Raw genomic sequence first — 20,193 nt, 5'->3', positions numbered from 1 at the left:
CTGTTGGAAGTGGGGATGCCTTGCGGGGCATCCCCATTTTTGCGTTTAGACGTTGGCGGCGGTGGGATGGACCCAGGGCTTGCGGTAAGGCCGGGTCAACAGCCGGTTGGCCTCTTCGTCGCCCACTACCCTGCCCTTCACGGGATCCCACTTCAGCGAGCGGCCCAGCTTCATGGAGAGGTTGGCCAGGATGCAGCTTGCCGTAGAGATGTGGCCCTGTTCGATGTCGGCGACCGGCTTGCCGCGCGAGGCGATGTTCTCGAGCAGGTTCTTCATGTGGCCGCGGATGGCGGGCGCGCAGTGGCGCTCCAGATCCTTCTCGGTACGGTCCTCGGGATATTGTTCGAACTCGTAGGTGACGTCCTTGTGGATGGGCGTGCCCTGGACGGGCGTGAAGTCGTAGCTCATGACGCTGGCTTTGAGAGTGCCCTTATCGCCGTAGAGGGTGGCCGCCCAGGTATATTTCGGGTCCGGCGGCTGGCCCCAGGTGCGATGGGTCCAGACGATCTTCACATCCGGGTAGTCGAAGGTCGCGGTCTGGGTATCGGAGATGTTCGACTTGCTGGCTTTGTCGATCAGGATGCCACCTTCGGACGACACGCTGGTGGGCCAGCCGAGATCCATCATCCAGCGCACCATGTCGAACATGTGAATGGCCATGTCGCCCACGATGCCGTTGCCGTATTCCATGAAGGCGCGCCAGGAGCGCGGGTGGACGAGGCGGTTGTAGGGACGCATGGGCGCGGGTCCGGTCCACATCTCGTAGTCGAGATTCTCGGGCGGAGCAATGTCGGGAGCGTCACCGCGGGCGCGCATCGGGTAGTAGCAGCAGATCTCAACCAGGCCGATCTTGCCGAGCTTGCCGGAGCGGACGATCTGGTCGCGGGCCTCAATGAGGTGGGGCGTGGAGCGGCGTTGCGTGCCCACCTGGACGACGCGCTTGTACTTGCGGGCGGCGGCCAGCATGGCTTCGCCTTCCGTGATATCGACGCTGATGGGCTTCTGGACGTAGACATCGACTCCGGACTTCACGGCCTCGATCATGGCGAGGGCGTGCCAGTGATCGGGTGTCGCGATGAGGACGATGTCGAGATCCTTCTCCTTCAACATCTGGCGGTAGTCGGCGAAAGTGCGCGGTTTTTTCTTTGACAGCTGGCGGGAGGCGACGATGTCGGCGGCCTCGGAAAGCATCTTGCGATCGACGTCGCAAAGCGAGACCACGTCGACGGGAGCCACCTGAATGAGGCGCAGGAGGTCGCACTTGCCATACCAGCCGGTGCCGATGAGACCGACGCGTTTGGGCTTGTCGTCGGCGAGAGCGTTTAAGGCGGCAAGCCCGGCGGTACCGGTGTGAAGAAAGCTGCGGCGATTCATGCGGCGATGGCTCCTTGTCGGACAGGGATGAGAGGAAACGTAAAAGCAGTATACGCGGGTTCGAAGCGCCGGGTCATGCCGAAGGGCAATCAGTGGCCCGCGCCGCCTGGCTCAGGCTTGTTGGCGAACTCGGCTTTGGCCTTTTCGGTGACGGTCCAGAGGTAGAGGATGCGGCCATCGGCATCGAAATGCTTGTCGGGTTTCCATTCACCCATGTCGAAGCTGTGAGAGACGATGCGCGAACCGGGCTTCAACTGCTGGAGCAGGCGCGGCCGCAGTTTCAGGTTCACCTCGGGCAGGAGATAAAGAGTGACGAGTGTGGCCTGGCTGACATCGGACTCGAACAGGTTCTGTTCCATGAACTTCACCTTGTCGGCCACGCCGGCCTTGCGGGCATTCTCGGTGGCTTCGGCGATGCGTTTGGGGTTCAGGTCGATGCCGGTGCCGGTGGCCGAGAATTTTTCGGCGGCGGTGACCACGATGCGGCCGTCGCCGCAGCCGAGGTCGAAGACGACATCGCCGGGTTGGACGTTGCCGAGTTTGAGCATGGCATCGACAACGTGTTGAGGAGTTGGCACATAGGGGACGTCACCGCTCTCGCCGTAGGTCTGCGCGTGCAGGAGCAGGGGCGCGACCAGAGAGATGAAGAGGGCCGGAGCCCATCGCAGGATCCTCATGGGCGAGAGCTTATCATGGCTTAAGGCGTAGTCATAGGGGGGAACTGTTCGTTGGCTGTGGACAAGCGGGGTGGGTGCTGTTGTACACTGAAGTTTCACGCCTTAGGGCGCGTAGCTCAGTTGGTTAGAGCGCCTGCTTCACACGCAGGAGGTCGCAGGTTCGAGTCCTGCCGCGCCCACCATTCCTCCTCCTTCCCTCCAATCCCTCTTCAGCTTGTAGACTTCCTCTACGGATTTCGCCCGTCCGTTCACCGTCGCCCCTGGCAGCCTGCCGAGGCCGGAGGAGCTGCTTCCGCGAACCGGCGGCGCCCGCGATAAACAGGTGAGGATCGGAGGGGACTTGGGCGATAATCAGATGTCAATCCACTCTGGAGCTTTTCGTTTCATGGCTAAGATTCATGTGAAGAACCCCGTCGTCGAGATGGACGGCGATGAGATGACCCGGATCATCTGGCAATGGATCCGCGACCGCCTCATCCTCCCTTACCTCGAGATCGACCTCAAGTACTACGATCTGTCGGTGCAGAAGCGCGACGAGACGAACGATCAGATTACGATCGACTCCGCCAATGCGACCAAGCAATATGGTGTCGCCGTCAAGTGCGCCACGATCACGCCCGACGAGGCGCGGGTGCAGGAATTCGGCCTGAAGAAGATGTGGCGCAGCCCCAACGGCACCATCCGCAACATCCTCGACGGCACGATCTTCCGCGAGCCGATCATCTGCAAGAACGTGCCCAGGATTGTCAGCCATTGGGACAAACCGGTGGTTGTGGCACGCCACGGCTTTGGCGACCAGTACCGCGCGCAGGACTTTACGTTCCCGGGCCCAGGCAAGCTGAAGCTGGTGTTTACGCCCGCCGACGGGAGCGAGCCCATTGAGCGCGAGATCATCGACGCCCCCAGCGCCGGCATCGCCCTGGGCATGTTCAACCTCGACAGCTCGATCTCCGGTTTCGCGCGGGCCTGTTTCAATTACGCGCTGGACCGCTCGTATCCGGTGTACCTGTCCAGCAAGAACACGATCCTGAAGGCGTACGACGGCCGGTTCAAGAACCTGTTCCAGGAGATCTTCGACGCTGAGTTCAAGTCCGCGTTTGCAGCCAAGGGCCTGACGTATGAGCACCGGCTGATCGACGACATGGTGGCGGCCAACCTGAAGTGGAGCGGCGGCTACCTGTGGGCGTGCAAGAACTACGACGGCGACGTCCAATCGGACACGCTGGCGCAGGGCTATGGCTCACTGGGCCTGATGACGTCGGTGTTGATGTCGCCGGACGGCAAGACCGTGGAAGCGGAAGCGGCGCATGGCACCGTGACGCGGCACTACCGGATGCACCAGCAGGGGAAGCCGACCTCGACCAACCCGATCGCGTCGATCTACGCCTGGACGCGCGGCCTGCACCATCGCGGCACCATGGACGGAACCCCGGACGTGGTCAGCTTCGCCCACACCCTGGAAAAGGTCTGCGTGGATGTCGTGGAGTCGGGCAAGATGACGAAGGACCTGGCGATCCTGATCGGCCCGAATCACCCGTTCCTGACGACCGAAGCCTTCATGGCGGAGATCGACTCGGAACTCAAACGGCGTCTCTCGTAGTACAGAACTGCAACACCTGGAGGCCGCTGTCAGCGATGGCAGCGGCCTCTATCCTTTGGGGATTGCCTGCTTCTTCGCCCCTACACCCAACTCAGGTTCGTGATGGAGTAAGCGGGCACGGTCAACTGGGTCATCAGGCCGCCCACCCGCACCTGGACCGCCTTGTCCGCGTCAGTCACATTGCTCAGCACCAGCACCTTCGTGCCGTCACGGTGAGTAAACGCGGCGTGGGCCACGGCTTCTCCACCGCCTTGTGAGGCGAAGCGCTTCGACCCTCGGCGGGCCGCATGCGTGTAGTGCTTCAGCACCCAGTAGTCGGTGCTGCGCGAGATTTCCTTCGTCTTGGAGTCGATGGTGAGAGTACCTCGAGCATGGACGAACGGTCCGATGTTGGGGTTGCCGTTCTCGTCGAGGACAATGTTCCAGAGCATGAAGCAGCGGGTCCAGTTGCGGACGGCCGCAGCGGCCAGCGCACCGCCCCGCGCAATGCGGATCTGCGGCGGCACGGCCTCGCGCTTCGGGGCGTCGGTGGACGCGAGCGGCGCGGCTCCAGCCAGTCCGCCGCCGGCAAAGGCTCCGACGCTGCTGAAACTGCCTTCCGTCCAGTAGGCGTGTTTGTCCGGGAACGCGTCGTGGACCCGGCTCATGGCGTCGATGGTGCCGAGATAGGGGTGCCAGGCGACCCCGTCGATGTACTTGTTGAACGCGGGTTCCTCCAGCGAGTTGATGACGCGGCCCCACAGGTTCCAGTTGTGGTCGAGCATCCAGATCTTCGTCTTGAGTTTGTTCTCCGCGATGGCCGGACCCAGTTGCTGGCTGACGAAGACGATCTCGTGTTCCTGCGCCCAGACACAGGCGGGCATGCGGGCGTCCTGATCCGTATCCACCTCGTTCTGCGAGGTGATGGCGTCGATCGGCACGCCTTCGGCTTCGTAGGCTTTCAAGAATTTCACGAGATAACGGGCGTAAACTCCGAAATTCTTCGGCTTCAAAGACCCGCCCAACATCGTGCCGCTGGCCTTCATCCAGCCGGGCGGGCTCCAGGGGCTGGCGAGCAGGAACAGGTCGGGATTGAGCTTGCGGGCCATGCGCAGTTGGGGCAGGATGTACTGCTTGTCCTGGTCGATGGAGAAGCGCTTGAGCTCTGGATCGGGCTCGCCCTCGTCATAGCTGTACATCTTCGTGGCGAAGTCGCTGGAGCCGATGCAGACGCGCGTGACGCCCATGCCGAGTTCGGAGGGATGGTACAGCTCGTGCATCAGCTTTTCCTTTGCTGCCCCATCGAGCTGGTGGATCATGTAGGCCGAGGCGTCCGTCAGCGCGCCTCCGAAGCCGAGCATCTCCTGATAAGTGCGCGTGGGATCCAGGACGATCGCCTCGTCCGTCTTCGCCGCGGCAGGCTGCCATTGCAGCGGGGGCTGCTCAGCGAACTGATCCTTTCCAGCGGTGCGGCGGACACTGATCGAGCCCGCTCCGCCTGCTTGTGTCTGTGCCATGGCTGGCAATGCGCTGAACATCGCGGCGGCGCCTGACGTAGTCAGCAATGCCCGGCGAGTACTTCCGTTCGACATGGCGCTTAGTCTATGCCCGCGGGTTTCCATGCACAAGGGCGGCTGCCATCGAAGCCGCCTCGCTACAATGAGGGGCAATGCTGAAGCGCATTCGACCGTTCCTCCACCTCTGCCTGCTGCTGGCGCTGTGCGCCACAGGCGGCCTCGCCCAAAGTCTGGTGACTACTCCGGCTGATCGCCTGCAGGAGCAGTGGTGGTCTAAGCGGCATGCCGCGGTGCTGGAGAAAGTCCAGGCCGAGCGCGACGCGGAACTAGTGCTGCTGGGCGACTCCATCACTCAGAACTATGAGAAGGCCGATCCGCCGGATGAGGATTTCCAGCCGACCTGGCAGCGGTTCTATGCCAGCCGGAAGGCCCTGAACCTGGGCTTCAGCGGCGATACCACGGCGCACGTGCTGTGGCGGCTGGAGCATGGCGAGGTGGATGGGCTGCGGCCGCGCGCGGTGGTCCTGCTGATCGGCACCAACGACACGGCTCGCGGGCATTCGGCGGAAGAGACGTCGCACGGGATAGACGCCGTGGTGGCAAAGCTGCACGAGAAGCTGCCGCAGAGCTCCATCCTGCTGCTGGGGTTGCTGCCCAGCGAAGTCTCGCCGGAAAAGAGCACCGTCGATGCTGAAGTCAACCGCTACCTCGCCACACGGTATGAAGCCGAGGCCAAGGTGACCTACGTCGATGCCGGCTCCGTTTTCTACCAGGATGACCGGCTGAATACGGCTCTCTTCTACGACCCGCGCCTCAAGACTCCGCGCAAGCCGCTGCACCCCGATACGACCGGGCAGCGGCTGATGGCGGAAGCGATCGAACCCACCCTGGCTCGGCTGATGGAGGATGCGCCGCGGCAGTACCTCGCCGCGCTGAACAAGGTGAATACGGCCGTGATTCCGGTGCCGCGCCTGGAACGCGACTCTTACGATTGGGATCAGCGGCATCGCGATGTGATGGCCATCAAGGCGCAGATGAAGCCCGAGATTGTCCTCATCGGCGATTCCATCACCCACTTCTGGGGCGGCTTGCCGAAGGCCAATCGCGTGAATGGGCCGAAGTCGTGGGAAGCGGCGTTTGGCGGCAGGGAGGTGTTGAACCTCGGCTTCGGCTGGGACCGCACGCAGAACGTCCTGTGGCGGCTGCAGCACGGCGAGTTCGACGGCCTGCACCCCAAGACCGTGATCATCAACATCGGCACGAACAACCTCACCGGCACAATCAACGCGCGAGCCAACACGCCGGAGGAGGTCGTGGCAGGGATCCTGGCGATTCACGGCAAGGTGCGGGCGGCTTCTCCGGAGAGCCGCATCGTCGTGATGGGCATCTTTCCGCGCGGCTTCCCTGTTGCCTCCCGGCTGCGGGTGCCGATTGCGACGGTGAACCAACTGCTGGCCGCGGCCCTGGCCGGCAAGGCCGGCACGACGTTCCTCGACATCGGCGCGCGGTTCCTGGCGCCCGATGCGACGCTGCCCAAGCGCCTGATGAACGACGGCACCCATCCCACCGACGAAGGCTATGCCATCTGGGTGCAGGCCCTGACCGAGGCCGGCGTGCTCCGGCCCCGCTGAATCAGCCGTCTCGCTTGCGGTTCGAGGGCAATGGCTGCGGCGTGGTGACCGGCCCGTGGACCACCAGCGTGCCGTCCTTGCGGATCTCCATGCGGTCGAGGAACAGAACCCGGCGCTGGCCGGTCGCGGCCGTTCTGCCGGCATAGAGACAGAGCATCTCCGACCCGTCGGGCGAATAGGTCACGCAGTTGTGCGCCGGACCGGTGACGTTGCCGCCGCGATCCGTATTCTTCTTCAGCACCGGATTGTTCGCGGCCTTGGTGTAGGGGCCCAGGGGCTGCTTCGCCGTCGCGTAACCCAGTGCGTAGTTCTCGCCCAGATAGTGATTGGCCGAATACATCAGGTAGTAGGTGCCGCCGTGCTTGAAGGCGCAGGGACCCTCCGTCCAGCGGCGGTTGACCTCCTTCGTCGTCACGGAGAGGTTCTCCCAGGCGGCATTCTTGTCCGAGAGACTGACGGGCGGGCGCAGGGCCATCACCGGTTCGCCGATCGTGCCCGTGAAATCCGGCTTCACTTCAACGCCGTAGATCCAGCTCTCTTCGATCTCGGTGTAGAGCTTCTCCTTGCGCGCCCAGTCGGCAAGCTCGCTCTCGACCGGATGTTTGTAGCAGCAGCGCGAGTAGAAGAGATAGACGCGGCCGTCGGCATCGAAGAGCAGTTCCGCGTCGATGGCCGGATAGCCGGGGTCGAACAGCGGCGCGTTGCGGATGTCGCGGAACGGCCCCTGGGGCTTGTCGGAGACAGCCGCGCCGATGCGGTAGTTCTCCTTCTCCTTGTTGGGGTTGTCGCGCCACTGGGCGCTGTAGAAGAGGTAGTAGCGATCCTTGACGTGGTAGACGGCCGGAGCCCAGAAAGTATCGGTACACCAGGCTGTGGCGGGGTCCCGCGAATAGACCTCGCCCACCGGCTGCCAATGGACCACGTCGGTGGAGGTGAAGGCGGGGTAGGCCGTGGTGCCTTTGCCGCCTCCGGTGCCGTAGACGAAGTACTGGCCATTGGGCTCGCGCAGGACGAAGGGGTCGGCTACGGCGATGCCCAGCGGATTCGTGTAGGTCTGCGGGACCTCCTGTCCGGCCGCCAGCAGCGGTGCGGCCACGGCGGCTCCCAGCCCGCGCAGTACGCTGCGCCGCGAAGCTGTGGCAGTCGCTGGAGCGGCGGGTCGATTTCTATCGGACATGACTGAGTGGCTCCTGTCTCTCCACGATCCTATTCGCGGCACACAAAGTTCTTCGCGTCCTCGGGATCGCCCTGCCCGGTATAGTGGGCGGACTTGGGATACGCGCAGAGCGGCCGGCTGCGGCCCGGGAAGGCTCGGCCCGTGGCCACGACGGCCTCGGGCGCTGTGCCCTTCTCCACCCAATCGACCACCGCACTCAGCATGTCGAAGGTATCCAGCGCCGCGTCTCCGCCGCCGCAGTGGCCCATGCCCGGCACCAGGTAGATGCGGCTCCAGCCGGCTACCTTGGGCAGGCCGCCATTCGCCGCGCTCATCTTCTGGTAGTAATCCAGCGTGTCCAGCGCCGAGAACCAGGGATCGCTCACACCGTGATAGAACAGCAGCTTCCCGCCATGGCCGGCGAAAGTAGTGAGGTTTGTGGAGGTCGTGTCCACCAGCGGATTCGCCACCAGCAGGGCTTCTTTGTCCACATCCTGCTCGGTGCCAGTGCTGGGCGGACCCACTGGACTGGGTCCGGGGTTCAGCAACCCGGGGATGCCTCGCTTGGCCGTGATCCCTGTGTCGAAGGCGAAGCCGGAGTAGACCGGGATTCCGCGCGAGTCCTTCGGACCGCCAAAGGCCCGCTTGAGGGCGCCCGCCTGTTGGGCGGTGAGGCAGGTGTCGTCCTTGGCTCCGCTGCAGACGAGGGAGGCGGGATCGAAATCGCAGCCGCTGACGTTGAAGATCATGCCGTCCTGGACGCCATCCTTGAGGTCGCATTGCTTCAAAAGCGACTTGACCACCAGCTGACGGTCGGTGTCGGTGAACGCTCCGCCCGGAATCGGTTTGCCTTGTGCGTCCTTGGGCGCGATCTGGTTGAAGCTGATGGCCACCCAGCGGTCGGCCAGGTTGGAGTATCCCGTCCGCATGGCCGGAGCGCCGGAGACCACTCCGTCGAAATAGAGCGGGTAGCGCTGGGTCATCAGCATGGCTTCGCGGCCGCCGGTGGAGCAGCCGGAGAAGTAGGAGTGCTCGGCCGGTTTGCCGTAGTAGTGGGCGATGATGAGCTTCGCCACCTGGGCCACGCGACCGACGGCGATGTAAGCGAAATCGAGGCTCGCCTGCTGATCCTGCAGGAAGCTGGCGTCAAACCCTCCGGTGCCGGTGTGGCCGGAGTCGGTGTTGACGACGGCGAAGCCGCGCGCCAGTCCGGGCGCGGCTCCGGCGGCTTGGCCGCCCAGCGGGAACTGAACGGAGCCGTTCAGCCCTCCGCCACCCTGCATCAGGAAGCGCTGGTTCCACTCCGCCGGCAGCGTGAGGGCGAAACCGATGCCATAGGGCTTGCCGCCCTCGCCGGTGCGCTTGTCGAGGACGGCATCCAGCCGGCAGAAGGCCGGCAGGGGCCCGGTGTACCTGGGGGCAGCCGGAGGGGCTCCGGGCGGCGAGGCGGGGATCCACTCCGTTTTGGTGATCACCATCGACAGGTTCGGGATCTTGAGGCTCGCCAGGTTGGCGCACTCGGCCGGCCCTTGCGCCTGGGCCAATCCCGCCGCGCCCAACGCCAGCATTGCACTGAACATTGTCCATCTCATCCGTGTTTCACCTCTGATTCCCTCATATCTGCAACAGGAAAACCATTTTACTCATACCGGTAGACCGTGACGTGCATGACGGTGTTTGGACGCAGCGTGAGGATCTCACCCTGCCCCGTATCGTCGCCACCCAATTGCCGGATCACGGTCCACTTGCCGTTCTCAAACCGCCCTTCCTGCACGTCGCCGATGCCTACGATGCCCGGTCCCGGAGTCTTTGGGGTGAGGTCGATGCGGAAGGCGCCGCCGATGCCGCCGAGGTAGAATTCGCTGGGCCCTGAGGCGGCCAGGATCGCCGCGCCTTGCGCAGGACCAGCCTGGGCAGGCTGCGCGGCCGGAGCAGCGGCTTGAGTGGCAGCGGGTGCGGCGGGCTTGGGCTCCGGTGCGATCGGGATGCGGCCGCGGCCTAGAAACGAGACTTTGAGCTGGTAGCCGCCCAATTCGAACTGTTGCGGCGCGTCGCCCAGCTTCATGCGGATCGCGGTCATGGTGTCCTTGCCCTGCTGCGCGGCAATGGCGGGAGCCATGCTGGTGATGACCTTGTAGGCGGCGGCGAGTTCGGTGTCGGGTCCGGCGGACCTGTCGATGTAGAAAGGCGAGAAGCCCATGGCGCCGTACTTGCCGAAGGCCACCAGGGCATTGGCCGGATTGACCGAGGTCTCGGGAATGAACAGGGGATTGCCGTTGCGGATGAAACGCTCCGACACCTCGTCGAACTGCGGCAGGTAGAGGTCGGGCGCCAGCAGGTCACAGGCCGGGGCTCCGGCGCGCCAGATGTCGTGCACCTGCGGCAAGGGACCTCCGCTGGGATAAGTGCCGGGCCACGCGGTGTTCGGCCCCTGGAGCCAGGCGTTCACGAACATCGGCAGGTTGTATTCGGCCTTGCCCTCCTCGATGATGCGGTTGATGTAGCGGGCGTAGTGCCAGGCCATGAAGAACTCGTCCGAAGGCCACGTGAGTTTTCGCCAGGCGGTCTCGAACTCTTCGGCGCTCAGCGGCGGGCTGGTGGTCTGGATCGGCATCTCCACGCTCTCCGGCTTGCCGGGGCCAAAGACCTCGGCCCAGGTTCCGCTGGACTTGAAGCCGTTCCCCTTCCAGGCTTCCAAAAGTTCCGGAGCCAGGCTGCTGCGATGCTGGGCGAGGTGCTGCATCAGTTCCTTCGGCACCGGGGAGGAGTAGGCCCGGTTCGCCGCATCGGAGCGGTCGCGGGAATCTCGCAGGACACCCACCTCGTTCTCCACCTGGATCATGAGGACGGTATGATCACGGCCATCCACCGACTTGAGATGGCGCATCATGGCTCGGAATGCCTTGGCGTCCGCATCGCGGCTGGCGTCTCCGAACGTGCTGAGCAATTCCATGCCGCGGCCCGAGCCGAGGCGGATGCGCGGGAAGCGCTTGTAATCCTGCTTCACCCAATACGGCACATAGCTGGAGAGCCCGTTCTTCCAACTGCCAAACCAGAGCAGGACGAGTTTCAGTTGATGGCGGCGGGCCTCTGCCAGCAGGCCGTCCAGCAATTCGAACTGGAACTTGCCTTCCTGGGGCTCGAGCTGCGCCCACGACACCGCGGCCAGCACGGTGTTCAGGTTGGCGGAGGCCAGGCGCGGCCAGATGGGACGCATGTACTCGAGGCTGCTGGCGGAGTTGTTGCCCAACTCACCCGCCACAGCCAGGAAGGGCTGTCCCTCGACGATGAGTTGGGTGGCTGTGCCTTGTTTGCGCAGGTGCGGAAGCTCCTGGGCACATAACGTAGCCGCCAGGGCGGCTGTGATCCCGATGCAGGCGAATCGGACGGTACTGCTGAAGTGCATGGTGGTACTACCGGACTGGATTTAGTCTATAGAATGCCGCGGCGTCGAGGGCAAGCCTGTCCAGGCCGGATCGAATGGCGGAAACACGAACGGCTTCGCCCCGGCCCTTTGGCCGTGACGAAGCCGTTGGCGGTTAGGCTCGGACTAATTCCAGCCGATGTCCTTCAGGAAGGCGAAGGTCAGGTCGGTGGGAACGGTGACTTCGTGGGTCAGGTCGCCGTTGATCGCCGGCTCCATGAGCAGATTCGGGAAGGCGCTGACGTCGAAGTGAGACACCGACGAACCGCTCTGGTAGGGGTTCGGGGCGTACATCAGGGCGTGGTTGAGGTTGTCCGCGCCGGAACGCAATGTGAGGTCGACGCCGAGGAAGCCGAAGACGCCTGAGTGCGTGCGCGAGCGTTTGGACAGCGCGACTTTCAGGGCGTTGCCGTCCCCAAGGGTAATGCGAACTGCCGGAATGGTGATGCTGCCGTCAGTGCCGCCCAGTCCGGGCGGCGGAGAACCGGCGACGTTATCGACGACAATCATGCCGACCGCGCCGGCAGCCTGCAGCCTGGCTGCTTTCACGTTGAAGGTGCAGCCGCCCCGGTCGACCAACCCGATCTTGCCACTCACCGCCAGAGCATTCGCGGCGGAAAGCGTGGTGCAGGCCAGGCCCGTGCCGTTGGCTTGATCGACAACTGGCATGATCTCGGCCGTAAGGCCGGCAGCGGTCAGAGCCGGACCAAACGAGGCGGTGCCGACGAGGTAGTTTCCGGCCACCGACGCCGGCGCATTGATGCGGAGGTTCGGTGAGCCGGCCTGGAGAACGCTGGGCACACCGGCCGTGACATTGGGCCCGGTCCACACCAGCTTGTTGCCGGACAGGGCCGAGGCCGCGCGCTCGGCGTTGGTCATGGTGTCCCAGGTCTTGCTGGTCGCTGAATTCATCAGGAACGCATCGGTGACCGTCGGGAGCCCGAGAAACGGCGCTCCGGTCGATCCGCTGGTGAAAGTCTGGAACCCCAACCCGTGGGCGAACTCGTGCTCGAGAACGGTCACCAGATCCACGTTGGCGCCGTGATTGCCATCGAGCCCCAGGTAGAAGAAGGTGCCATCCAGGCACCCTGTCTTTCCCAGATCGATGTTGAAGCCCGCTACGATATCCGGGACGCCCGGATCGCCGTCAGCGCCGTACAGCTTATTGGTCAGCGCTTTGCCATACCAATGGCCGGCCAGGATCGCTCCGGGAAAATCGGCGAATACCTCAGTGGCGCCGGCGCTGCCCAAAACCGCGCCTGAGGAATTGCAGGACAGGTGGTCCCAGTAGGCCGCCACGGTGATGATTACGTTGCTGGTCAGGGTGGCGCCCCATTTGTTCGCCGCGGCCTGGAACGCAAGCAGGCGTTGCTGGCCCAGTGTTGTACCGGGATTGCCCCCCACGGCGGCGACTGGCGTTGGATCGTTGAAGCCTACGCCCGGGTCGTCGAAGTTAACAATGACAATCGTCGCCGCGGCGTTCACGACGAAGGGCGCAAGTGTGGCGAGCGCCAGGACAGGGAGGATTCTACTTCTCATCGAGAGCTCCCTTCTCGGCGGGCGCCTGGTTGCCGGAGAGAACGGCGGTGGCGGCCTTGTCGCCGGTGACGCACGACTCCTTCAGCTTGCCATCCGCGGTCTTCGTGACGACCATGTAACTCCTTGATTCCGCGCCCAGCTTGACTGCAATCCCTGCACCCGTGGGCGACTTGAAAGGCGTTTGGGCCGCTGGCGCGACGGACTGAATGGACTTCTTCCCGGTCGACGTGAGTGCCTCCACTTCGCCCTGTTCCGGTGCCCGGAACTTGCCGGTCACCGGATCCTTGAAGATCATGACGCCGCCCGCTGGCGCGGCTTGCTCGCCGGTAACGGGCTTGAGGGTGGACTTCTGATTGGTGTCCGCAGGCTGGGCAGCCGTGGCCTCGGCGCGGGCAGGTTGTTGATCGCTGGGGGCCGCTGCGTTCAGGACCGTGACCGCAGCAGCAAGGACCGACGTCGCGAGCGCGACGCTCTTGGCAGTTTTCGACATACAGTTCTCCAGAGTCTATTTGCACTGGCGGCGCAGGCGCCGCAGCAGGATCGCGCCGAATCCGGCGGCCATCAGCCCAAAAGTGGCGGGCTCAGGCACGGCCTCCACCTTGAAGGTGTCGACGCCGATGTAGTTGCCGTTGGTGCTCGTGTCGGGTACGAGGTAACGCAGGGCAAGACGGCCGCTGACGGTGCCTACGAAGGGATTCAGGACGGCGGTGACATGAGTCCAGGAGCCGGGATAGCCCGTTTGATTCAACAGAGGGTTCACGGAGAGAATGAGTGTGGTGAAGTCACCGACCGATGAGTCCGAAGCGCCCACGTCCGTGCTTGCGCCATTCGTGCTCAATCGCAGCTCCAGGCTGTCGGCGAAAAGCTGAGGGCTCTCAGTCCGCGTGTAGAACGAGATGCCGGTGGAGTAGCTGAACGTGATGACGGGGGAAATCAGCCAGTTGCTGACATTCCCGCTCGCCGCGGCGCTGAGAAAATTGGCGGCGATGTAGGCATCGGCCGGACCGCTCTGGGCGTTGAAGACACCCGTGTTGCCCTGGAACCAACTGTCGGTTCCAATCGGTGCACTGTTGTTGATCACCACCCAACCGTCTCCGGCCAGTGTGGTGACATCCGTAAATCCTTCTGAAATCAGTGTGGCTGCGCTCAGTTGGGTGCCTGCGGCCAGTAAGAGCAGGCCTAGACCCAAAGCGCGGGATCGGCGCATAGTTTTCCTCCAACTCCTCGTGGGCTCCGAATAAGCGAGGTGCCGTAGGCCCGCGAAGATTGGTAAAAATATTAGCATAGAATTTGTTACAAGGTTCCACCTGTTTAAGTTCAGGAAAACAGCGCTCAATCCTGAATCGATCATACAGATGACATCCAAACAAGAAGACAAATCGAAATCCAGTACGCTTTAGTGCAGCTAGCAGCCATGTCCTTAGTACGACCCGAGGAACATAGGGCGAAACTGAACAGGCCGGGACACAAATTAGGCCGCATCAATTGCTGAACTAAAGATGCAGTTTCTTACTCGTAGTACCGGCGTACCAGGTTGAGGTTGAGCCGTTCGCCCCGGGTGCACGGTGCCGCCAATTGATGCAAACTGTTAGGCACACTCGTGCCTGCTTTAGAAATTGATCTTGCCCACGGCGCCGACCTCGAATGGTGCGCCCGCCTCATGTCGACCAGCGAGCCATGGCTCACTTTGGGCAGGGGCTTCGAGACTTGCCTGGCGCGCTGCAGCGGCCCTCAATATGTGGTCTTGCTGGCGCGATTGGACGGAGAACGGGTGGGCTTCCTGCTGCTGCACCCGACGGGCGTGGCTGGCTCACCCTACATCGCGGCGATCGCGACCAGCGAGCCGGTGCGTGGCCAGGGTGTCGGCTCGGCGTTGCTGGACGCGGCGGAAGGCTGGTTCACAGAGGCCCGGCATATCTTCCTGTGCGTGTCCTCGTTCAATCAGCAAGCACGGAAACTGTATGAACGGCGCGGGTATATCCAGAGGGGCGAGTTGCCGGACTACGTCATCGAAGGCGCGTCGGAGCTCCTGATGCACAAGCGGCTGGTGCGCCCGTGACCCGCCCCTGGCGCCTGGTGGCGCTCCTATCTGCCACGGCGACAGCGAGTTATCTATGCCGGGTGAACGTGTCGGTGGCCGGGGTGATGATGATGCGCGAACTGGGGCTGTCGCAGCAGGCGATGGGCCGCGTGTTCAGCGCGTTCCTGGTAGGCTATGCAATCTGCCAGATTCCCGGCGGAATGCTGGCCGACCGGTTTGGCGCGCCGCGCGTACTCGCCTGGGCGGCCCTGGCCTGGGTGGCGGCAACGGCATGGATGGCCGGTGCGGGCGCCAGCGTCGCCGCGCTGCTCGGCGCCAGGTTCGCGCTGGGTGTCGCGGAGGCGCCCACATTTCCTGCGGCGGCGCAGGCCATTTCGCGGGCCTTGCCGGCGCAGAAGCGCGGCCGGGCGAATGGACTGGTGGTGGCGGCGATCGGGCTGGGCTCGGCAATTGCTCCGCCATTGATCTCGTTCCTGATGGTGAGGATCGGGTGGCGCTCGGCGCTGATGATCTCTTCCCTGCCCGCGCTGGCCGTGGGACTCGGCTGGCTTTGGGTTCGGCAGCAGACCGCACCGGTAGCAGCGGCGCTTCCCGTTGCGGCGCCCTCCGGCCGGCCCCTGCCACGCAGCTTTCTCCTCTTAACCCTGAGCTATTCGCTACAGGGCTACGTCGGCTATATCTTCGTGTTCTGGTTCTATCTCTACCTGGTGGATGTGCGTCATTTCGACCTATTGCGCAGCGCGTTGTTCGGCAGCCTGCCCTGGCTGCTGTCCATCGTTTCCATTCCCATGGGCGGCTGGCTGTTTGACCGTATCTCCTTTGACCGCAGGGTGATTCCGATCGGCGGATTGGCCGGTTCCGGTGTATTCATCGCCATTGGAGCGCACACGCAGCACGCCTACCTGGCCGCGGTTTGCCTGGCACTGGCGACCGCGCTGGTGCTGAGCGTGGAAGGCCCATTCTGGGCCACGATGACGGCGGTCGCGGGCGAACGCAGTGGAGCCGGCGGCGGCGTCATGAACATGGGCAGCAACATTGGCGGCCTGATTTCTCCGGCACTTACCCCCATCCTGGCGGCGTCCATCGGGTGGGAAGGAGCCCTACTGGTCTCGGCCGTGCTGGCGGTGGTCGCGGCCATACTGTGGTTCTGGATTCAACCGCCACCGGTGATCGTGGAACCTGCCGCCTAGCCGGTTGCCGGGATAAGTCAGGCGGCCTATTTGTTTCCAGCCATGTTCGGCACCACCAAAATGATACCGGACATTATGGCAGGAGACATGGCATTGCCTTGGGCGAATAAAGCGGAGATCCAGGCTCCCGCCACTGCATAAATATTTCAGCCAACAGCGCCCATAAGACAACGAATCTCTCTCCGGAGTGAGTATGGCGTTGAGGCGAAGATTTGTACTTTATTCGCCGCCGTGCTTTATTCTCATTTCCTTCGAGCCCCTGATCATCCATCGGGCGGGGATAGCGCGGTGAAGGACTATTTCCGGGTCGCGCGTTTGACGGCGGAAGCGCGTTTGGTGAGATCCCTCAGGGCATCCCTGCCCACCCAGCGGGCGCCCGGATGGGTGGAATCCGCGAGACGCCGGGCGACGACGAGCGCGGCCTGGCAGACATCGGGGCCGCGGCGGCCAAGCCCGCGCAACGCCCAACTCACCCCTTTTTTGACGAAGTTGCGGTCGTCAAAGGCGGCACTCTCGATCAGTGGCAGGCTGGCCAGGAAGGGTTCGTCGCCGGATTCCTTGTCGTGTCCAGCCAGGCTGGCGAGCAGGGCAAAGCCGGCCCGTTTGATGAACTCTTCGTCGCGCGCGCCCCACTGGGCGACTTTGGCCCAGGCGTGCGGAGTGCGGTCAAAGAGGCAGAAACAGAGGGTGTCGCAGATGCCCCAGTTGTCGAAGTCGCGGCACCAGCGGTCCATCTGCGCGGGGGTGACCTCCGTGGGGTCGTCGACAAACGCCGTGAGCATCCGTGCTTCATAGACTCCAGTGGCCCAGAGCGCGGCGGCGAGTTCGTGGCTGCGGCCGAGGCGTTTTGCGATTGACTGGATGTTCGCCATGGAAACGCCCAACGCCTCTTTCGCATTGATGCCAAAGCGCACCAGATTCTCGCGGTCGCGGGGCGTGCTGGCCTCCTCCAGCCAGGCCAGCGCCTGCTCGACCTGCTGGCCGAGATCGCCGGCCGGCGCCTGCTGCGCGTCGGGTTGAGGCTTCTTCTTTGATTTCGAAGGCATAGGTGTCCGCTGGAGCCGGGCTTCGTCGTCACCCTGCCGATTCTCGAGCAAGGCGTTGATACGTCCGCTGTCTACTGCGGTTGGGGCGGCGCCACGCAGGCAAAACTGGCTGCCTGGTTTGGGTCGCCGGAACCTTTATAGCGGGCCACCTGCGGGTACTGGCAGAGCGGCCGGGTCAGGGTCGTCTCCGGATTGCCGGTTGCTCGGCCCGTACCGATGAAACGCTCCGGCGCGACACCCTGTTCCACCCAACGATCGAGGGCGGTGAGGAGATCGCGCTCCGGATCGCCGACGAACTGGTTGCCGGCATTGCCGAAGCTGTTCGGACCGAGGCCGCCGGCGCAATGGCCCATGCCGGGCACCATGAAGAGCCGGTAGAAACTCGTAATTTCGCGGTCCTTGGCGCGCGGATCGGGGTAGCGCGAGAGGAAGGCGCGGACCTTCTCGTAGTAGTTGATCGAGCCAAAGGGCGAGATGGCCGCGTCGGCCCAGCCGTGATACTGGATGAGCTTGCCGCCGTGCGCGCGGAAGGTGCGGAGATCGGGGCTGTTGGAGTTGATGACGACTCCGGCCTTCTCCGCCGCGTACGCGACATCGGAGTCGAAGTTCAGGGTGCGGAAGTCCCAGCCCGGATCCTCAAAAACTGCCTGGCCGAAGAACGAGTTGCCGAACATGCCTTGGATCGATTGCTGGGAAGGGCTGTTGATGATCCAGGGGCGCCAGGCTCCAGGGATCGCTTCGTGTCCGGGCGGGTAGCCGGGATAGATCTGCTGGCCGGTGCGTTCGTTCTTCGGGCCGCTGTAGATCCTATCGAGAGTCACGAGTTGCGGTTCGGTCAGGCATTCGGCCGAGTCGCCGCCCTTGCAGGCGAGCACGCCGGGATCGAAATGGCAGGTGCGCGGATCCTCGATCACGCCATCCTTGACCCCGTCGTTGGCGTCGCAGGCGGCGAGTACGGCTTTGTGAATCACCGGCAGTTTCTCCACCGGGATGGCGCTGGCCGCGTTCTTGGTGAGCGCCTGTTCGTTCCAGACGAAGCCGGTGAAATGGTTGGACCAGTCGTTGGCGGGGGCTCCGGCGATGATGCCGTCGAAGTCTTCCGGGTAGCGCTGGACCTCCATCAGGGCTTCGCGGCCGCCGTCGGAGCAGCCGAAGAAGTAGTTCCGGGCGGAGGGTTTCTCGTAGTAAGCGCGGATGACCGCCTTGGCAAGGATGCCTGTCTCATGGAGAGCGCGGTGGCCGAAGTCGATCAGCTTCTCGGGATGGCCGATGGCCCAACCGGCGGGCCCTCCCTCAGCGGCATTCGAATGGCCATCGTCGGTGCCGGCGGCGGCATAGCCGCGCTGGAGGAAACCGGCGAGGGTGGACGTGGGAATGGAACCGGCCCAGCCGCCGTTGCCCGATTGCAGATATTTGCCGTTCCAGCCGGCGGCCGGCAGCCAGACCTCCACCTTGATCTCGGAATCGGAGGTGGGCCGCGAGATGGCCTTCACGACGCAGTGCGCCGGCAGGTCGACCGGCTTCGAGCCGGGGTTGCCGCCCGGCAGCGGACCGGCGGGCAGGGCCACGGCGGAGGTGATCTCCGTATGGGGCAGCTTCAGCTCCGCCAACTTTTCGCAGGCTTGCTGCGCGTTAGCGAACCGGGTCAAGGCAAGGATGCCTAGCAGGGCGAGGCGGTAGGACATACGGTGGCTCCGAAGATGGACATCCTCAACGATAGTCGGTTTTGGCGGGGCCGCGGAGGGCCTACTTGTCCAGCCCCTGCAAGGCGGCGGCCGCCAGCGCAGCACCGGCCTGCGGAGTGAAGGGCGTCACTGTGGTTTCGTAACCCCCTTCGGGAAAGGCCTGGACGGTGGGCAGGTAGCCGAGCCAGCCGTTCGCGTAGCCGACGTAGAAAGTGTTCTTTACCGGAGACTTGGCGCGGACGTCCATGGCGATTTCACAGAAGAGCTCCAGCGGAGCGGCCCACAGGGCGGTATCGGCATTGATGCGGAGAAAGCGGACGGGCAGGCGGACCTGCGACTGCGGGGTGAGGTAGGCGGCCAGTTCCTCGGGCCACTGGAGTCCGGGTTTGAGCGGCGTTTCCAGAACGCGCTCGCCGGCCTTCAGTTTCACGGGCGTCGAAGCGGCGGGCAGGTCGCGACTGGCTTTGAGAATGCGGTCGCCGAGCAGGACGTTGAACTCGCTGATGCGCACCTTCTTGAAGTCGTCATAGACGCTGTAGAGAGGGGCGATGTCGCCGGTGGCCGAGTTCAGGAAGAGCATGGGCGCACCGAGCTTCTGTTCGACGTAGTTGGCCACGATGCCCGGAGCGTCGCCGCTGATGAGCTGGTTCTTGCCGCTGAGAACCGTACCGTGCATGGCGTAGTTGGCGAGCAGGGCGATGGGCGAGCCGTCGGGCCGATCGATGCGGATGAGCCCGACCTGGTGGTCGACGGGCCCGTCGGGGTTGAGCCCCAGGGCGATGCGGCCGTTCTCGTCGCGGGCGCGGCGGTTGATGTTGGCGTTGGAGGTGGTGACTCCGACACTGAGGCGGGCGGGCGCCAGTTTCGTGCGGGCCTCCTGAATGCCGGCGATCAGCTTCTGTTTGACAGAGCGGGCGTAGTCCCAATCGGGCTCATGATCATAGCGGCCGGCCAGGAAGGCGCGGGCGAGACCGGCGGGGCCGAGTTCCGGAGCGGAGTGCGTGTGGGTGACGGTCCACCAGATGTTCAGGCGATCGATGCCGGTCTGCTGCTTGAGCTCCGCGCAGAATTCGTCGTAGAAGGCGGGCGAAAACAGCGCGATGTCGGTGGAGACGAGGAAGAACTGGGTGGAGCCGTCGTCGAGCGCAACGATGCGGTGGAAGAGGGGGTCGTGCACGCCGGTGGACTGGCGGGCTCCGTAACCGAGCAGCCACTGCGGCGTGGTGGGTGTGATGTCGACCTTGACGGCCGCGGCGCGGAACTGGGCGGAGGCCGCCAGGGAGAGCAGGAGCAGCGCGAGGATTCGAATGGCCATGAGGGTCCTTGATTGTACT

General features: G+C 64.0%; 16 protein-coding genes and 1 tRNA gene. 5 read left to right on the top strand and 12 right to left on the bottom strand.

Annotation, left to right across the window (positions count from 1 at the left end; translation table 11 throughout):
- Window positions 1-45: 45 nt before the first annotated feature.
- Together IRI77_RS02980 and IRI77_RS02975 are read right to left on the bottom strand one after the other, a co-directional pair.
- Window positions 46-1,374 carry a Gfo/Idh/MocA family protein gene (locus IRI77_RS02980; RefSeq protein ID WP_194450604.1) on the bottom strand — a complete coding sequence of 443 codons (1,329 nt, stop codon included), beginning with the start codon at window positions 1,372-1,374 and terminating at the stop codon, window positions 46-48.
- An 89-nt stretch (window positions 1,375-1,463) separates the two neighbouring features.
- On the bottom strand, window positions 1,464-2,051 hold the full coding sequence (locus tag IRI77_RS02975) for an SAM-dependent methyltransferase (RefSeq protein ID WP_194450603.1): 588 nt from the start codon (window positions 2,049-2,051) through the stop codon (window positions 1,464-1,466).
- A 105-nt stretch (window positions 2,052-2,156) separates the two neighbouring features.
- Here IRI77_RS02975 and IRI77_RS02970 point away from each other — a divergent pair.
- Window positions 2,157-2,233, top strand: a tRNA-Val gene (locus IRI77_RS02970).
- Between the two features lie 203 nt (window positions 2,234-2,436).
- Window positions 2,437-3,651 carry an NADP-dependent isocitrate dehydrogenase gene (locus IRI77_RS02965; RefSeq protein WP_194450602.1) on the top strand — a complete coding sequence of 405 codons (1,215 nt, stop codon included), beginning with the start codon at window positions 2,437-2,439 and terminating at the stop codon, window positions 3,649-3,651.
- An 80-nt stretch (window positions 3,652-3,731) separates the two neighbouring features.
- Here IRI77_RS02965 and IRI77_RS02960 read toward each other — a convergent pair whose 3' ends face one another.
- The gene (locus IRI77_RS02960) at window positions 3,732-5,147 is read right to left on the bottom strand and encodes a glycoside hydrolase family 30 protein (protein ID WP_194450601.1); all 1,416 of its coding nucleotides are present in this window, start codon (window positions 5,145-5,147) and stop codon (window positions 3,732-3,734) included.
- Between the two features lie 152 nt (window positions 5,148-5,299).
- On the opposite strand from IRI77_RS02960, the gene IRI77_RS02955 reads away from it, so the two are divergent.
- Window positions 5,300-6,778 carry a GDSL-type esterase/lipase family protein gene (locus IRI77_RS02955; RefSeq protein WP_194450600.1) on the top strand — a complete coding sequence of 493 codons (1,479 nt, stop codon included), beginning with the start codon at window positions 5,300-5,302 and terminating at the stop codon, window positions 6,776-6,778.
- Window position 6,779: 1 nt separating this feature from the next.
- On the opposite strand, the gene IRI77_RS02950 is transcribed toward IRI77_RS02955, so the two are convergent.
- The 6 genes from IRI77_RS02950 to IRI77_RS02925 all read right to left on the bottom strand — a co-directional run bounded on the left by IRI77_RS02950 (window position 6,780) and on the right by IRI77_RS02925 (window position 14,104).
- Entirely contained in the window at window positions 6,780-7,955 is a 1,176-nt protein-coding gene (locus IRI77_RS02950) for a glycoside hydrolase family 43 protein (RefSeq protein WP_194450599.1), read from the bottom strand.
- Between the two features lie 29 nt (window positions 7,956-7,984).
- A complete protein-coding gene (locus IRI77_RS02945) occupies window positions 7,985-9,514 on the bottom strand; it encodes a tannase/feruloyl esterase family alpha/beta hydrolase (protein ID WP_194450598.1) in 1,530 nt (509 codons plus the stop codon).
- A gap of 59 nt (window positions 9,515-9,573) precedes the next feature.
- Complete coding sequence (locus tag IRI77_RS02940; RefSeq protein WP_194450597.1) at window positions 9,574-11,340, bottom strand: GH35 family beta-galactosidase; 1,767 nt, start codon at window positions 11,338-11,340, stop codon at window positions 9,574-9,576.
- A gap of 144 nt (window positions 11,341-11,484) precedes the next feature.
- Window positions 11,485-12,897 carry a PA domain-containing protein gene (locus IRI77_RS02935; RefSeq protein WP_194450596.1) on the bottom strand — a complete coding sequence of 471 codons (1,413 nt, stop codon included), beginning with the start codon at window positions 12,895-12,897 and terminating at the stop codon, window positions 11,485-11,487.
- Window positions 12,887-13,387 (bottom strand): post-PEP-CTERM-1 domain-containing protein, encoded by a 501-nt coding sequence (locus IRI77_RS02930; RefSeq protein ID WP_194450595.1) that lies wholly within the window; start codon window positions 13,385-13,387, stop codon window positions 12,887-12,889. The genes IRI77_RS02935 and IRI77_RS02930 overlap by 11 nt, the downstream gene beginning before the upstream one ends.
- 15 nt (window positions 13,388-13,402) lie before the next feature.
- Entirely contained in the window at window positions 13,403-14,104 is a 702-nt protein-coding gene (locus IRI77_RS02925) for a choice-of-anchor J family PEP-CTERM protein (protein ID WP_194450594.1), read from the bottom strand.
- 393 nt (window positions 14,105-14,497) lie between these two features.
- Between IRI77_RS02925 and IRI77_RS02920 the strand changes: the two genes are divergently transcribed.
- Together IRI77_RS02920 and IRI77_RS02915 are read left to right on the top strand one after the other, a co-directional pair.
- Window positions 14,498-14,956, top strand: a complete 459-nt coding sequence (locus IRI77_RS02920; RefSeq protein ID WP_194450593.1) for a GNAT family N-acetyltransferase — start codon at window positions 14,498-14,500, stop codon at window positions 14,954-14,956.
- Entirely contained in the window at window positions 14,953-16,128 is a 1,176-nt protein-coding gene (locus IRI77_RS02915; RefSeq protein WP_194450592.1) for an MFS transporter, read from the top strand. The genes IRI77_RS02920 and IRI77_RS02915 overlap by 4 nt, the downstream gene beginning before the upstream one ends.
- 296 nt (window positions 16,129-16,424) lie before the next feature.
- Here the strand turns inward: IRI77_RS02915 and IRI77_RS02910 are convergent, their stop codons facing one another.
- From IRI77_RS02910 to IRI77_RS02900, 3 genes are all read right to left on the bottom strand, one after another.
- A complete protein-coding gene (locus IRI77_RS02910; RefSeq protein WP_228486568.1) occupies window positions 16,425-17,174 on the bottom strand; it encodes a DNA alkylation repair protein in 750 nt (249 codons plus the stop codon).
- A gap of 71 nt (window positions 17,175-17,245) precedes the next feature.
- Window positions 17,246-18,859: a tannase/feruloyl esterase family alpha/beta hydrolase gene (locus IRI77_RS02905; RefSeq protein WP_194450591.1), complete on the bottom strand. Its 1,614-nt coding sequence runs from the start codon at window positions 18,857-18,859 to the stop codon at window positions 17,246-17,248.
- 61 nt (window positions 18,860-18,920) lie between these two features.
- Window positions 18,921-20,174, bottom strand: a complete 1,254-nt coding sequence (locus IRI77_RS02900; RefSeq protein ID WP_194450590.1) for a neutral/alkaline non-lysosomal ceramidase N-terminal domain-containing protein — start codon at window positions 20,172-20,174, stop codon at window positions 18,921-18,923.
- Window positions 20,175-20,193 lie beyond the last annotated feature (19 nt).

This window comes from Paludibaculum fermentans, from assembly GCF_015277775.1.
Lineage (GTDB): Bacteria > Acidobacteriota > Terriglobia > Bryobacterales > Bryobacteraceae > Paludibaculum > Paludibaculum fermentans.
Note: the sequence above shows the minus strand (reverse complement) of the source record. Positions and strands in the feature narration are given on the sequence as shown.